Origin of the sequence: Burkholderia sp. Se-20373, from assembly GCF_017104705.1 — a bacterium.
GTDB lineage: Bacteria > Pseudomonadota > Gammaproteobacteria > Burkholderiales > Burkholderiaceae > Burkholderia.
This window is the reverse complement of the sequence record NZ_JAAGPH010000021.1, coordinates 59,515-74,208: the sequence shown is the minus strand read 5'-3', so window position 1 is coordinate 74,208 and position 14,694 is coordinate 59,515. Positions and strand designations below refer to the sequence as shown.

Here is a 14,694-nt window from a genome sequence, read left to right as displayed (position 1 = left end):
GCGGGGCGCGGCGCGGCCCGCCCGCAGCGTTCGCGCGAGCCGGAACCGGCAGGCGCGATGGCCGCGGCGTTCGCGAAGCTGAAGCGCTGAGCACCCGCAAGCCCCTGCGCGACAGATAAAAAAGCCCGCCAAAAGGCGGGCTTTTTTACGACTTCGGCAAACACGGCGCGCGGCCCGACGGCCCGCACGCCACACCTTGTGTCAGATCTCGATCTTCGTCCCGAGTTCGACCACGCGGTTCGCGGGGATCGAGAAGAAGTCGGTCGGCTTCGCGGCATTCTGGTGCATCCAGGCGAACACGCGCTCGCGCCAGATCGACATCCCGGGCAGATGCGTGGGCACGACCGTTTCGCGCGCGAGGAAGAACGACGTATCCATCAGCTCGAACGTCATGTCGTGCGTGCGGCCGAATTCCTCGAGTACAGCCTTCACGTCCGGGGTCTCGTTGAAGCCATACTCGGCCTTCACGATATACAGCCCGCCGCCCGCATCACGCGAGGACTGACGCTTGTCGTCGCGCACGTAAGGAAAGTCGCGCGTGACGAACGTCAGGAAAATGGTCCGCTCGTGCAGCACCTTGTTGTGCTTCAGGTTGTGCAGCAGGCTCACGGGTACGAGCTTGTCGTTGCCGGTCAGGTAGATCGCGGTACCCGACACGCGATGCGGCGGATGCGCGAGCAGCCCCTGCAGGAACGGCTCGAGCGGAATACCGTCGGCCGCCGTGCGCTCCTTGACGATATGACGCCCCTTGTACCAGGTCATCAGCAGGAAGAACAGCAGTGCGCCGATGCCGAGCGGGAGCCAGCCGCCCTGTGCGACCTTCAGCAGGTTCGCGCCGAAGAAGCCGAGGTCGACCGCAAGGAACACCGCGATGATCGCGCCGACCAGCAGCCGGTTCCAGTTCCACACCTTCACCATCACGACCGCGGCGAGCACGGTCGTGATCACCATCGTCGCCGTCACCGCGATACCGTACGCGGCCGCGAGGTTGTCGGAGCTCTTGAAGCCGATGACGATGCAGAGGATCACGAACAGCAGCAGCCAGTTCACGACCGGCACGTAGATCTGGCCGATCGCGAGTTCCGACGTGTGCAGCACCTTCATGCGCGGCACGTAGCCGAGCTGGATGGCCTGCGACGTCAGCGAATACGCGCCCGAGATCACCGCCTGCGACGCGATCACGGTCGCGACCGTCGACAGCACGACAAGCGGCAGCAGCCCCCATTCGGGCGCCAGCAGGAAGAACGGGTTTTCGATCGCCTTCGGGTTCTGGATCAGCAGCGCGCCCTGGCCGAAGTAGTTCAGCACGAGCGACGGCATCACGAGCCCGTAGGCGGCGATGCGGATCGGCTTTGCGCCGAAGTGCCCCATGTCCGCGTAGAGCGCTTCCGCACCGGTCAGCACCAGCACGACCGAGCCGAGCACGACGTACGCCTGCAGCAGGTGATCGGCCATGAATGACGCCGCGTAATACGGGTTGATGGCGGCCATGATGCCCGGCACGCGCACGATGTGGTACACACCGAGCGCCGCGATCACGATGAACCACAGCACCATGATCGGGCCGAACAGCTTGCCGACCAGGGCGGTACCGTGTCGCTGGATCCAGAACAGCGCGATCAGGATCACGATCGTGATCGGCAGCACGAGATGGGACAGGTGCGGCGTCGCAATTTCGAGACCTTCGACCGCCGACATCACCGAGATCGCCGGCGTGATCACCGCGTCCCCGTAGAACATGCACGCGCCGAAAATCCCGAGCGCCATCAGCGCGCCCGCGACGCGGGTCTTCGAGTCGAGCGGCCGCAACGACAGCGCCATCAGCGCGAGCACGCCGCCTTCGCCGTTGTTGTCCGCGCGCATCACGAACAGCAGGTACTTGATGCCGACCACCAGGATGATTGCCCAGAACAGCAGCGAGATCACGCCGAGAATCGATCCTTCGGTGAGCGGAATGCCGTGTGCGGGGCTGAACGCCTCCTTGAGCGAATACAGCGGGCTGGTGCCGATGTCGCCGAACACGACGCCGATGGCTGCTATCGCTAGCGCCCGCATCGAGTGTTGTTGCGTCGAATGCGGCGCGTGTGCTGCGTCGGTCGCGTGGATCGTGTCGTTCATATGAAGCGTAATAATCGGGTCCGGGTCGGACAAAACGAGCGCTATTCTACTCGCGCCCCCGTGAAACGCCGCCCTGCTCTGTTGCCTTGTCACCACGTGATCCACGCTGCGCATGCAATCCGGCGCGAGCTGTGGCAGGGCTGCCAATCATAGCCGGGGCAGCGCCGTCTGCCTACCCGAGCCATGGGACGCGCGGCGCCGGCGCGTATGACGCCCCAACGAAAAACGGCGCCGCAAGCGGCGCCGTACAAGGCTTTCCTTCGATTGGCCGGCCGCTTACGCGCCCGAGCCGTCGCGCTGTGCGCGACCGCGCTTGATCCATGCCTCGAGGTTGTGCGGGCGAACCGTGTCCCACTCTTCGAACGGCTGATGAATCCACGGATTCGTCGGCAGGAACTGCGTGTGATAGTCGGGCTTGACCTTCGAGCAACCCTTGTACCAGAGCACGGCCGAGCGCACGGCCGTCACCGACGGATAGCGCTCCTTCAGGTGCTCCTGCACGCGCGCAAGCGTGACGCCCGAATCGACGAGATCGTCGACCAGCAGCACGTTGCCCGCCAGGTTGCCGCGCGTCATCGTGATGTACTGCGCGATGTCGAGGTCACCCTGCTCCGTGCCGGCCGCTTCGCGGTACGAACTCGTCGCGAGAATCGCGAGCGGCACGTCGTAGATGCGCGACAGTTGATCGCCGACGCGCAGACCGCCGCGCGCGAGGCACAGGATCTGGTCGAACTTCCAGCCCGATGCATGCACCTGGAGCGCGAGCAGCTCGATGAGACGGTGATACTCGTCCCAGCCTACCCACAGGTTCTTGTCGTCGTTGCGCGGATCGGTCATCAAGTCTGCCGCCGTCATCGTGATTTGCTGCGTCATCTGAAAATTACACCTTGAACGGATGGCGGAGCAGGATCGTTTCGTCGCGGTCCGGCCCCGTCGACACCATGTCGACCGGCACGCCGGCCACTTCCTGGACGCGGGTCAGGTAAGCCTGCGCGTTCGCCGGCAGCGCTTCCCACGTCTTGATGCCGACCGTGCTTTCCTTCCAGCCGGCAAACGTTTCGTAAACAGGCTCGCAACGGGCCACATCAGCGGCGCCGCGCGGCAGGATGTCCGCATCCTTGCCGTCGATCTTGTAGCCGACGCACAGCTTGACTTCGTCGAGGCCGTCGAGCACGTCGAGCTTCGTCATGCACAGGCCCGACACGCCGTTGATCTGGATCGAGCGGCGCAGCGCGGCTGCGTCGAGCCAGCCGGTGCGGCGCGGACGGCCGGTGACCGAACCGAATTCCTTGCCGACGTTCGCGAGCGTGACGCCAACCTGGTCCTGACGCTGCGGATTGTCCGCATCGTACAGTTCGCTCGGGAACGGGCCCGAGCCCACGCGCGTGCAATAGGCCTTCGTGATGCCGAGGATGTAGTTGAGCTTCTGCGGACCCACGCCCGCGCCAGCCGACGCCGCACCTGCGACGCAGTTGCTCGACGTGACGAACGGATAGGTACCGTGATCGATGTCGAGCAGCGTGCCTTGTGCACCTTCGAACAACAGGTTCTGGCCCGCATTGTTCGCGTCGTACAGGCGGCGCGACACGTCGGCCACCATCGGCTTCAGGCGATCGGCATAGCCGAGCATCGTATCGAGCGTGGCCTGGAAATCGACAGCTGCGGCGCCCAGGTACTGGGTCAGCACGAAGTTGTGGAAATCGAGGTTTTCGCGCAGACGGTCGGCGAAGGTCTTCGCGTCGAACAGGTCCTGCACGCGCAGCGCGCGGCGGCCAACCTTGTCTTCGTACGCGGGGCCGATGCCGCGGCCGGTCGTACCGATCTTGCCCGCGCCCTTGCGCGCTTCACGCGCCTGGTCGATCGCGATGTGGTACGGCAGGATCAGCGTCGTGGCTTCGGAGATGAACAGGCGGTCGCGCACGTTCACGCCCGCTTCTTCCAGCTCGCCGATTTCCTTGAACAGTGCTTCGGGGGACAGGACGACGCCGTTGCCGATGTAGCAGGCAACGCCTTCACGCATGATGCCCGACGGAATGAGGCGCAAGATCGTTTTCTTGCCGCCGATGATGAGGGTGTGGCCGGCGTTGTGACCGCCCTGGAAACGCACGACGCCCTGAGCGTGGTCCGTCAGCCAGTCGACGATCTTGCCCTTGCCTTCATCACCCCATTGCGTTCCCACGACGACGACATTGCGCCCGGGAGTCACGTTCACTGCGCTGGCAGACATGTTGATTCGTTAGCTGGTTAAAAACGTATTCTACCTATGTTCGCGGGCGATTCCGAATTTTTCCGTTTCGCTTCAACGATATGCACGCCGAAGCAGGTCCCGCGAACGCCTGTTTATCGGGGTTCGACCACCCATGCGCCGTTGCGCTCGACGAGCGAACGGTCGCATGCGAACTCGTCGAGCACATGATCGTGGCCCGGCAGCGCCTGGATCACGACCTCGCCCGCATCGCGCAGCGCCACGACGGCCGCGCTCAGTGCGTCGTCCTGCGCCCACGGCGCGAGAATCGCGGTGCCGCGCGCCTCGACCGGCGAAATCCGCGCGAGCTCGCGCAGGTCGAGCGAGAAGCCCGTAGCGGGACGGGCACGGCCATATGCCTGGCCGACGTGGTCGTAGCGGCCGCCCCGCGCGATCGCGTTCGGCACGCCGTCGATGTAGGCGCTGAACATCGCGCCGCTGTGATATGCATAGCCACGCAGGTCGCCGAGATCGATCGCCACTTCCGCACCTTTCGCCTGTGCCGCGAGCTGCGCCAGATCGTCGAGCGCCCGCGTGATTTCGGGCAGCACCGGCAAGCGTGTGCGCGCCTCCGCGAGCACGCTTGCGTCGCCATAGAGATGCGGCAGCGCGCGCAGCGCGGCGCGCGTATCGGCGCCGAGATCGTCGGTGAGTTCGTTCAGCAGCGGCACGTCCTTGCCCGACAGCGCGTCGTACAGCGACTCGCCGCGCTCGGCGGCCTGCGCATCGCGCGCCAGCAGCGCCGCGAGCACGCCCGCATGGCCGAGGTCGAGACGGATGCGCGACAGGCCTGCGAGATGCAGCGCGTCGAGCATCAGCTGCTGGATCTCGAGATCGGCTTCCAGCCCGGCGTGCCCGTAGATTTCGGCGCCGATCTGGATCTGCTCGCGCGTCGCGTGCAGACCGCGCGGACGCGTATGCATCACGTGGCCCGCATAGCAGAGGCGCGTCACGCCCTGGCGGTTCAACAGGTGCGCGTCGATCCGCGCGACCTGCGGCGTGATGTCCGCACGCAGGCCGAGGGTGCGACCCGACAGCTGGTCGACCAGCTTGAAGGTGCGCAGGCGCAGATCTGCACCGCCGCTCGTCAGCAGCGATTCGAGATACTCGAGCAGCGGCGGCATCACCATTTCGTAGCCATACGAACGGAAGCGGTCGAGCAGCCTGCGGCGCAGCTCCTCGATCTTGCGCGCTTCCGACGGCAGTACGTCGGCGATATTCTCGGGAAGTAACCAGGTCGACATCGGTACGGTCCTACGACGGGAAACAGCGCGCGACACGCGCGCCGCGATGTGAATCGGAAATTCTGAATTCGGGCGGGACGAACGGCGGATAAGCCGTCCGGATCAGGTCTCCGGTCAGGTGGCGAGCAGCAGCAGTATGAGCCCGAGCACCATCACGATCAGCCCGCCGATCCGGATATGATGCGGCGGCCGCTCAGCTATTCTACGAAACGTGTCGCGCCAGGCGACGGGAAACACGAAGGGGAACGCCCCCTCGATGATCAGCATCAGCGCTACTGCGAGCAACAACGAGCCTGCCAGGTCCATGCGAGCGACGGCGCCGCTCGACGCGGCGCCCCAAGGTCAGTGTTTGCGGGGAGCAGGTGCCGCCGGTGCGGCACCGCCCGTCGGGCTGCGCATGAAGCGGAAGAACTCGCTGTCGGGATCGACGACGATGATGTCGTTGCGCTTGAACGTGTTCCGGTAAGCCTGCAGGCTCGCGTAGAACTGGTAGAACTGCGGATCGCGGCCGAACGCGTCGGCGGCAATCGTCGCGGCCTTCGCGTCGCCCTCGCCCTTGATCGTCTGCGCGGACTTGTACGCGTTCGCGAGCACGGCCTGCTGTTCGCGTTCGGCGTCCGCCTTGATCTGCTCGACGTCGGCCGCGCCTTGCGCACGCACCTGCGCCGCCTGATCGCGCAGCGCGCCGATCATCCGCTGATAGACGGCATCGGTCTGCGCGGCCGGCAAATCGACGCGCGTCAACTGGACGTCGACCACGTCGACGCCGAAACCGGACGCATTCGCCTTCACTTCGTCGCGGGCCGCATCGGCGATCGCTCGCTGGCCGCCGAGCGCGTCGTCGAGCGCACGCTTGCCGAACGCGTCACCGAGTGCGCTCTTCAGCGCGCCGGCGAGACGATCGCCGGCTGCCGACGGGTCACCGCCCGTCGTGGTGAAATACTTCATCGGATCGCTGATCCGGTACTTCACCGCGTAGGCGACGAGCAGGTCGCGCTTGTCTTCGGTTGCCAGTTGCAGCGGATCCGACGACTCGAGCGATTGCAGGCGCGTGTCGATCAGCGTGGCCGTCTGCAGCGGCGGCGGCAATTTGAAATGGACGCCAGGGCCTGCCAATTCGGGTTGCGCGCCATCGCGCCCCGACAGTACGGCCGCATGGCGCGGATCGACGGTAAGGACGGTCGACGATGCCGCGAAGGCAACGATCACGATTGCGACGACGAGCGCAATGATTCGGTTCATGTTCTGCGCTCCCCGTTACTTCAGATCGTCTTCGCGCGACCGGCTGCGAAACGCCTCGCGCGATCGCAGCACGTCGGTGCCCGACGCCGCCACGGCTGACGCCGCACTCGCGGGCGCCGCCGCAGCCGGCGCGGCAGCCGCCGGTGCCGACGCCGCGTCGGGTGCGGATGCGCCCGTGGACGTCGCGGCGTTTTGTCGCCCCTGCTCGACGAGCTTGTCGAGCGGCAGATACACGACGCTGTTGCCGCCCTTGTTGCCCACGAACACCTTCGTCGAATTCGAATAGATTTCCTGCATCGTCTCGAGATACATCCGCTCGCGGATCACCGCGGGCGCCTTCGAGTACTGCGCATAGACCTGCTTGAAGCGATCGGCATCGCCTTCGGCTTCCGTGACCACGCGATCGGCATACGCCTTCGCTTCGTCGACGAGCTTCGCCGCATCGCCCTGCGCCTTCGGCAGCAGGTCGTTTGCATATGACTGCGCGGCGCGCTTCGCGGCCTCGCGCTCGTCGCGTGCCTTCGCGACTTCACCGTATGCGGCCTGCGTCTGCTCGGGCGCCGCAACGCTCTGCATCGTGACGGCCGTCACCTCGAGCCCCGCCTGATAGCGATCGAGATCGCGCTGGATCGCGGCGGAGAGCTGCTCGCGCAGCGCGTCGCGGTCCTGGTTCAGCACGTCGGCCGCGCTGCGCGTGCCGACGATCGCACGTACCGCGGCCTGGGCGGCCTGCGAGACGCTGCGCTCGGGGTCGACACTGCGGAACAGGTAATCGGTCGCGGAACGGATGCGGTACTGGACGATGAAGCGCACGTCGACGATATCGGCGTCGCGCGTCAGCATCGCCGCTTCCTTCACGTTCGCGAGACGCACGACGTTGTTGCGGCCGATCTCGATCGAGCGGACCTGCGACGTATCGACGATCTCGTGCGACGCGAACGGATAAGGCGCGCGCCAGTGCACGCCCTGCCCGACCGTGCCCGACAGCTTGCCGAGCTGCAGCACGACGCCCGTCTGCCCTTCCTGCACGACGAACAGCCCGCTGCCCGCGTAGACCGCGACCAGCACGCCGATCACGATGCCGACGCCGACGCGCGCGGCTCGCCCGTTGTCAGGACGGAAGCCGTTGCCACCCTTGCCGCCGAACAGGCCGTTCAGGCGCCGGTTGAAGTTGCGCCACATCTCGTCGAGATCGGGCGGACCATCGCCGTCGCCGCCTTGCGGACGCTTCGATTCGTTCGGGCGGGGACGGGATCCGTCTTTGCCATTGCCTTCACCGCGTCCCCAGCGGGGATCGTTGATCGACAGCAAGGCGCGCATCCGCCGCCAGGTACTCCGCTCGTTGTATTCGTTCACCAGAGTTTGTTCACCAGATTAGACGCCGACGAACCGGCCGGGACCGGTTAGCGCCCGTGTTCGGAAATCGTGTGGTCTTCGTGTGGTTCAGCGGGGGCGCCGTCGAGCGCGCCGTTGGGTAACGTCGCGCTGGAAAGGTGTTCCGCGGAGGCGATTTCGGCGATGGCGGCACGCAACGTGTCAAGACCCTGACCGGTGCGCGCGCTCAAAAAGACGCGCGAAATATTACCATACTCGTCCCGCTCGACCGCGTCGCCGCGGGCCGCCAGCTCAGGCACGGCGTCGATCTTGTTGAACACCAGCACCTGGCGGATCGTGTCCGCGCCGATCTCGTGCAGCACGCCGTTGACCTGCTCGATCTGTTCAAGCCTGACCGCGCTCGACGCATCGACCACATGCAGCAGCAGATCCGCGTGGATCGTCTCCTCGAGGGTCGCGCGGAATGCGGCGACCAGTTGGTGAGGCAACTCGCGGATGAACCCGACCGTATCCGACACGACGATCTGGCCGACCTCGTCGCCGAGGTACACGCGCCGCGACGTCGTATCGAGCGTGGCGAACAGCTGGTCGGCCGCGTAGGCCTGCGCTTTCGTCAGCGCATTGAACAGCGTCGACTTGCCCGCGTTCGTATAGCCGACGAGCGACACCGACATCGTGCCGCTGCGCGCGCGCTGGCGGCGTTGCGTGCTGTGTTGCCGGCGCAGCCGGTCGAGCCGCGACTTCAGCATCTTGATGCGTTCGCCGATCAGGCGGCGGTCGGTTTCGAGCTGGGTTTCACCAGGGCCGCGCAGGCCGATACCACCCTTCTGCCGTTCAAGGTGGGTCCATGCGCGAATGAGCCGCGTCGACAGGTACTGAAGCTGCGCGAGCTCGACCTGCAGCTTGCCTTCGTGGCTGCGGGCACGCTGGGCAAAGATGTCGAGGATGAGGCTGGTGCGATCGACCACACGCCTGTTAAGTGCCTGCTCCAGATTACGTTGCTGGGCGGGCGCCAATGCGTGGTTGAAGATGACGATTTCGACGTTGTGCGCGTCGCAGGCAAGCCGAAGTTCTTCGGCTTTGCCGCTGCCGATGAACATCTTGGCATCGGGACTGGAACGACGCCCCGTGAGGGTGACTGCGGGACGGGCCCCCGCGCTGGAGGCGAGAAGACTGAGTTCTTCGAGACTGGCTTCGAAATCGGTCTTGCCGAAATCGATGCCGACGAGCGCTGCGTTGATCAAATTTTCAGGTGTCAAGATAAGGCGGCTGGCATCGGTCGCTCGCGGCGACCGGATGCCGGCCGCTGCGATAGGTTAGGACGAGGCTTCCGCGTCCGGGTGGAAATTCACCGGGCGCGCCGGCACGACCGTCGAGATGGCGTGCTTGTACACCATCTGGGTCACCGTATTACGGAGCAACACGACGTACTGGTCGAACGATTCAATGTTCCCTTGAAGCTTGATGCCGTTGACGAGGTAGATCGAAACGGGAACGTGCTCTTTGCGCAGTGCGTTCAAAAACGGGTCTTGTAACAATTGCCCTTTGTTGCTCATGGCGTACTCCATCTTTTTTTGCAGGTTGATCTGGACTGGCGGCGAAGAAAAAGAGATCCGGCGCCAATCGCTACACTATAGCCGATTTTGCCTGGCCCGCCGGGGGCATAGGCCTTGCGGCCAACCCCTTGCGTGACGCGTGTAACAGACGTCTTCAGCTCTTGTCCGCGTACGGATTGTTCGACGAACGGAACTCTATGCGCAATGGAGTCCCTGTCAGTGAGAAAGTTTCACGGAACCGGTTTTCCAGGTAACGCTTGTACGTTTCCGTCACGGCGTCGAGCGCGTTACCGTGGATGACGATGATCGGCGGATTCTGGCCGCCCTGGTGCGCGTAGCGCAGCTTCGGACGCACCGGGCCGCGACGGCGCGGCTGCTGGAATTCGACTGCCTCGATCAGCGCGCGCGTGAGCTTCGGCGTCGGCAGCTTCGCCATCGCCGCGGCGTACGCGTCGTCGACCGAGCGCATCAGCGTGCCGATGCCCGTCTTCTTCGTCGCCGAAATGAAGTGCGATTTCGCGAAGTCGAGGAATTTCAGCTTGCGGGTCAAATCCGCTTTCGCGCGATCGCGTGCATGCTCGTCGAGCCCGTCCCACTTGTTGACGCCGATCACGAGCGCGCGGCCCTGTTCGACGACGAAGCCGGCGATGTGTGCATCCTGGTCGGAAATGTCCTGCTGCGCATCCAGCAGAAGAATGACCACGTTCGCGTCGGAGATCGACTGCAGCGTCTTCACGACCGAGAACTTCTCGATCGCCTCGAATACCTTGCCGCGGCGGCGCAGGCCGGCCGTGTCGATCAGCGTGTATTTCTTGCCGTTGCGCTCGAAGTCCACGTAGATCGAATCGCGCGTCGTGCCCGGCATGTCGAACGCGATCACGCGATCCTCGCCGATCAGCGCGTTCACGAGCGTCGACTTGCCGACGTTCGGGCGGCCGACGATCGCGATCTTGATGCCGCGCGAAGGATCGTTCTCGTCCTCTTCCTCCGGACGGTCCGCATACGCGACATCCAGCGCCTCGTTGATCATGTCGGTGACACCGTCACCGTGCGCGGCCGAGATCGCACGCGGATCGCCGAGCCCAAGCTCGTAGAAGTCCGTCGCGACCGCCGTGTACTTCATCCCCTCGGCCTTGTTGACGACGAGGAAGATCGGCCGGCCGGTCTTGCGAAGGTAGTCGGCGATCGACTTGTCCTGCGGCGCGAGCCCGTTGCGGCCGTCGACGATGAACACGACGATGTCGGCTTCCTCGACGGCCTGCCGCGTCTGGCGCGCCATCTCGTGCAGGATGCCGTCCTTCGCGACGGGCTCGAAGCCGCCCGTGTCGACGACCAGATACGGCCGCTCGCCGACGCGCCCTTCGCCGTAATGGCGATCGCGCGTCAGGCCTGGCAAGTCGGCGACCAGCGCATCGCGCGAGCGCGTGAGCCGGTTGAACAGCGTGGATTTCCCCACATTGGGGCGCCCAACGAGGGCAATGACCGGTTTCATCTGTGTTTTCTACGGTGAAGCGCAGCAGCGGGAGGCCCGCTGCTGCGGGCGGCTGCGCTGAATGAAAATATCACGAATTCGCGCCGCGCCGGATGCGCGCGCCTGGCGCGCGTTGCGCGCCATCGTCTTTCGTCTTGAACTGCCTTTCAAATACCGAGCGGCCGGGAGCACCGGCCGCCTTCAAGTCACGCGGCCGCGGCGCACGGGACAAGCCCGTCGCGCCGCGGCCGCGCATGTTTCCTGCGCGTCAGCGCGGACGGAATCCGTACAGGCCGCCGTCCTTCGTCTGCACGACGAGCGTATTGCCCGCAAGGACCGGCGCCGCCGTAATCGCGCTGCCGTCGGTCTTCATCCGTGCGATGAAGCTGCCGTCTTCGCGCGACAGGAAGTGCACGAAGCCCTTGTAATCGCCCATCACGACCGCGTGCCCGAGCAGATACGGCACGCCGACGTCACGGCTCTTCAGCTTGTCGTTGCGCCACAGCTGGTTGCCCGACGCAGCGTCGTACGCGGTCACGACCGACCAGTCGTCGCCGCCGGCGACCACCGAATCGTCCTGCGCGAGGCCGCTGCGGCTCGAGAACGCCTTTTCCCACAGCGGGCGGCCCGAGTTCGCATCGAAGCAGCCAAGCTGACCCTGGAACGTCACCGCGCAGGCTTCCGCGCCTACGAGCGTCGGCGGACCGCTGACGTCGTTGATGCGCTCGACCTCGGTCACGCCCTTCGGGAACGATACCGGCGTCTGCCAGAACGGCTCGCCCGTCTGCAGGTTGATCGCGACCAGCCCGCCGCCGGGGAAGCCCGCCAGCACCGCCGCGTCACCCGCGAACGTCATGCCGGCCGACACGCGCAGGTTCAGCGGCACCGCGCGGTTGCGGTAGTTCCACTTCTGCTCGCCCGTCTGCGCGTTGAACGCGATCACCTGGCCGTCGATCGTGCGGACGACCACGAGGCCGTTGCCGACGAGCGGCGGCGAGAAGATCTCGCCCTGCACGCTGGTCTTCCACAGTTGCTTGCCGTCCGGGCCCAGCACGAACACGCCGCCCTTCAGCGCGCCGACCGCGGTCAGGTTGCCGTCGCTGCCGACACCGGCCGACAGGTCGGAACCGACCTTCGCACGCCAGAGCGTCTGGCCCGTCTTCGCGTCGATCTTCTCGACCGAACCGTTCTCACCCGCTGCATAGACGGCGTCGCCCACGGCCACCGGCGAGAACAGGTAGCGCCCGCCCTTGCCGACGCTCGCCTTCCAGACCTGTTGCACGTCCATCACGGGCTTGAACTCGGTGAGCGGCGTCGGCACGCGGCGCGCGTCCTTCGACGACGAGCAGGCCGCCAGTGCAAGGACAGCCGCCGCGCAGGCAACGGGCACAGCGTAACGTTTCAGCAAATTCATCGGTTAGCGAAGCAGAGTTAAGAGGTTGAGGGGACCGGGGTTCAGCCGCCGAGCGCGTCCAGCTTGAACTGCACGAGCTGACGCGCAGACTGGTCGTCCTTCGACAGGCCGTCGAGCGCGAGCTTGTAAGCCGCGCGCGCATCGTCGGTCTTGCCTTGCGCGGCAAGCAGATCGCCGCGGCGATCGGCCACGAGGCCCTTGAATGCATCGACCGGCGCACCCGACAGCAGCGCGAGGCCCGCATCGTATGCCTTCTCGTCGAGCAGCAGCGACGCGAGACGCAGCTTCGCGATCTGCTTGTACTCGTCATCCTTGGCGTGATCGACGGCCCATTGCAGCTGCGCCTTCGCACCGGCCGAGTCGCCGGCTGCGTACAGCGTCTTCGCAGCGGAAAGTGCGGTCATCTGCGCATACGGCGTGCTGCCGAACTTGTCTTCCATGTCGGCGGCCGCGCGCGCGATCGTCGCCTTGTCGTTCGCGGCGGCGGCCTTCTGGACCTGTTCGTACAGCCCGGACGCCTCGGCAGCCTGACGGCGCTGCCAGTAGTTCCAGCCGTTGAAACCGGCCGCGACGACGAGCGCCGCGAGCACGATCCACGTGGTGAGGTTGCCCCAGCGGGCCCACCACGCCTTGACACTTTCAATCGATTCTTGTTCGTCGTGGTAACTCATCGGCGAGCGATTCCTTCCTGTTCAGGCTTTTCTTGTCGAGCGGATGCCAGCGCGATCAGTCGTCGCCGTCTTCGGCGGATGCAACCATCGCATTGATTAGGAATTCGGTCAAGCCTTCGACCGGTACGGTCTGCTGAACGTTCTTTTCCCCGTCTCCGCCCGCACCGCGCAGCGCTTTCACGCCCACCGTGCCGTTTGCAACCTCTTCTTCACCGAAGATCACCGCGAACGCGGCGCCGCTTGCGTCGGCCCGTTTCATCTGCGACTTGAAGCTCGCCGGCGCGCCGTCGGCGCTGCAGTGGAAGATCACGTCGAGGCCCGTGTCGCGCAGGCGCTCGGCCGCGATGAACGCCTGTTCACGCGCGGTCTCGCCCTGGTGCACGACGTACACGTCGACGCCTTCCTGCTCGGGCGCGAGATCCTCTTCCTTCAGCAGCTCGAGGATCCGCTCGATGCCCATCGCCCAGCCGCACGCGGCGGTCGGCTTGCCGCCGAGCTGCTCGATCAGCGGATCGTAGCGGCCGCCGGCTGCGACCGTGCCCTGCGCGCCGAGCTTGTCGGTAACCCACTCGAACACGGTCAGGTTGTAGTAGTCCAGGCCACGCACGAGACGCGGGTTGATCTTGAACGGAATGTTGTTCGCGAGCAGCAGGCGCTGCAGCCCTTCGAAGTGCGCGCGCGATTCGTCGCCGAGGAAGTCGATCAGCTTCGGCGCGTTCTGCGCGATTTCCTGCAGCGCCGGGTTCTTCGTGTCGAGCACGCGCAGCGGGTTCGTATACAGGCGGCGCTTGGCATCCTCGTCGAGCACGTCGGCGAACTGCTCGAGGTACTTGATCAGTTCGACGCGATGCGCGGCACGCTCTTCGGCAAGGCCGAGCGAGTTGATCTCGAGCTTGATGCCGGTCAGGCCCAGGTCGTCCCACAGGCGCTGGCACATCATGATGATCTCGGCATCCGCATCAGGGCCCGCGAAGCCGAGCGCTTCGACGCCGACCTGATGGAACTGGCGATAGCGGCCGCGCTGCGGACGCTCGTGACGGAACATCGGGCCGATGTACCACAGGCGCTTCGGGCCGTCGTACAGCATGTTGTGCTCGATCGACGCGCGCACGACGGCCGCGGTATTTTCCGGGCGCATCGTCAGGTTCTCGCCGTTCAGCGCGTCGGTGAAGCTGTACATCTCCTTTTCGACGATGTCGGTGACCTCACCGATGCCGCGCGTGAAGAGCTGCGTGTGCTCGACGATCGGCGTGCGGATGTTCTGGTAACCGTATGCGCGCAGCAGCGATTTCACCGTAGCTTCGAAGAACTCCCAAAGGCCGGCATCCTGCGGAAGGATGTCGTTCATGCCCTTGACGCCGGTGAGCCTCTCGATCTTGCGTTTTTGTTCAGTCATCG

General features: G+C 65.3%; 13 protein-coding genes. All 13 read right to left on the bottom strand.

Translation table 11 applies throughout. The features are described 5' to 3' along the window. Positions 1–201: 201 nt before the first annotated feature. Positions 202–2,118 (bottom strand): potassium transporter Kup, encoded by a 1,917-nt coding sequence (locus G3N96_RS10495; RefSeq protein ID WP_206137140.1) that lies wholly within the window; start codon positions 2,116–2,118, stop codon positions 202–204. Between the two features lie 276 nt (positions 2,119–2,394). Further along, the gene (locus tag G3N96_RS10490; RefSeq protein ID WP_011352251.1) at positions 2,395–2,991 is read right to left on the bottom strand and encodes a phosphoribosyltransferase; all 597 of its coding nucleotides are present in this window, start codon (positions 2,989–2,991) and stop codon (positions 2,395–2,397) included. Between the two features lie 7 nt (positions 2,992–2,998). Next, entirely contained in the window at positions 2,999–4,345 is a 1,347-nt protein-coding gene (locus G3N96_RS10485) for an adenylosuccinate synthase (protein ID WP_174914845.1), read from the bottom strand. A 113-nt stretch (positions 4,346–4,458) separates the two neighbouring features. Further along, a complete protein-coding gene (locus tag G3N96_RS10480) occupies positions 4,459–5,607 on the bottom strand; it encodes an ATP phosphoribosyltransferase regulatory subunit (RefSeq protein ID WP_124583595.1) in 1,149 nt (382 codons plus the stop codon). A 114-nt stretch (positions 5,608–5,721) separates the two neighbouring features. After that, on the bottom strand, positions 5,722–5,913 hold the full coding sequence (locus G3N96_RS10475; protein ID WP_011352254.1) for a DUF2065 domain-containing protein: 192 nt from the start codon (positions 5,911–5,913) through the stop codon (positions 5,722–5,724). A gap of 36 nt (positions 5,914–5,949) precedes the next feature. Continuing rightward, positions 5,950–6,849: a protease modulator HflC gene (locus tag G3N96_RS10470; RefSeq protein WP_124583597.1), complete on the bottom strand. Its 900-nt coding sequence runs from the start codon at positions 6,847–6,849 to the stop codon at positions 5,950–5,952. A 15-nt stretch (positions 6,850–6,864) separates the two neighbouring features. Next, positions 6,865–8,205, bottom strand: a complete 1,341-nt coding sequence (gene hflK / locus G3N96_RS10465) for an FtsH protease activity modulator HflK (RefSeq protein WP_124583599.1) — start codon at positions 8,203–8,205, stop codon at positions 6,865–6,867. 47 nt (positions 8,206–8,252) lie between these two features. After that, on the bottom strand, positions 8,253–9,428 hold the full coding sequence (gene hflX / locus G3N96_RS10460) for a GTPase HflX (protein ID WP_171026909.1): 1,176 nt from the start codon (positions 9,426–9,428) through the stop codon (positions 8,253–8,255). 72 nt (positions 9,429–9,500) lie between these two features. Further along, complete coding sequence (gene hfq, locus G3N96_RS10455) at positions 9,501–9,740, bottom strand: RNA chaperone Hfq (protein WP_006399927.1); 240 nt, start codon at positions 9,738–9,740, stop codon at positions 9,501–9,503. A 154-nt stretch (positions 9,741–9,894) separates the two neighbouring features. Further along, positions 9,895–11,232 carry a ribosome biogenesis GTPase Der gene (der, locus tag G3N96_RS10450; protein ID WP_046545849.1) on the bottom strand — a complete coding sequence of 446 codons (1,338 nt, stop codon included), beginning with the start codon at positions 11,230–11,232 and terminating at the stop codon, positions 9,895–9,897. Between the two features lie 247 nt (positions 11,233–11,479). Continuing rightward, positions 11,480–12,625, bottom strand: coding sequence for an outer membrane protein assembly factor BamB (gene bamB / locus G3N96_RS10445; RefSeq protein ID WP_206137139.1), 1,146 nt, complete (start codon positions 12,623–12,625; stop codon positions 11,480–11,482). Positions 12,626–12,666: 41 nt separating this feature from the next. Beyond that, a complete protein-coding gene (locus G3N96_RS10440) occupies positions 12,667–13,296 on the bottom strand; it encodes a tetratricopeptide repeat protein (RefSeq protein WP_206137138.1) in 630 nt (209 codons plus the stop codon). 55 nt (positions 13,297–13,351) lie between these two features. Then, on the bottom strand, positions 13,352–14,692 hold the full coding sequence (gene hisS / locus G3N96_RS10435; RefSeq protein WP_124583604.1) for a histidine--tRNA ligase: 1,341 nt from the start codon (positions 14,690–14,692) through the stop codon (positions 13,352–13,354). Positions 14,693–14,694 lie beyond the last annotated feature (2 nt).

Coding starts and splice junctions, on each gene's coding strand:
- G3N96_RS10485 (WP_174914845.1), bottom strand. CDS start 4,345: ATGTCTGCCAGCGCAGTGAACGTGACTCCCGGGCGCAATGTCGTCGTC.
- bamB (WP_206137139.1), bottom strand. CDS start 12,625: ATGAATTTGCTGAAACGTTACGCTGTGCCCGTTGCCTGCGCGGCGGCT.
- G3N96_RS10490 (WP_011352251.1), bottom strand. CDS start 2,991: ATGACGCAGCAAATCACGATGACGGCGGCAGACTTGATGACCGATCCG.
- hfq (WP_006399927.1), bottom strand. CDS start 9,740: ATGAGCAACAAAGGGCAATTGTTACAAGACCCGTTTTTGAACGCACTG.
- G3N96_RS10480 (WP_124583595.1), bottom strand. CDS start 5,607: ATGTCGACCTGGTTACTTCCCGAGAATATCGCCGACGTACTGCCGTCG.
- G3N96_RS10440 (WP_206137138.1), bottom strand. CDS start 13,296: ATGAGTTACCACGACGAACAAGAATCGATTGAAAGTGTCAAGGCGTGG.
- der (WP_046545849.1), bottom strand. CDS start 11,232: ATGAAACCGGTCATTGCCCTCGTTGGGCGCCCCAATGTGGGGAAATCC.
- G3N96_RS10470 (WP_124583597.1), bottom strand. CDS start 6,849: ATGAACCGAATCATTGCGCTCGTCGTCGCAATCGTGATCGTTGCCTTC.
- G3N96_RS10475 (WP_011352254.1), bottom strand. CDS start 5,913: ATGGACCTGGCAGGCTCGTTGTTGCTCGCAGTAGCGCTGATGCTGATC.
- hisS (WP_124583604.1), bottom strand. CDS start 14,692: ATGACTGAACAAAAACGCAAGATCGAGAGGCTCACCGGCGTCAAGGGC.
- G3N96_RS10495 (WP_206137140.1), bottom strand. CDS start 2,118: ATGAACGACACGATCCACGCGACCGACGCAGCACACGCGCCGCATTCG.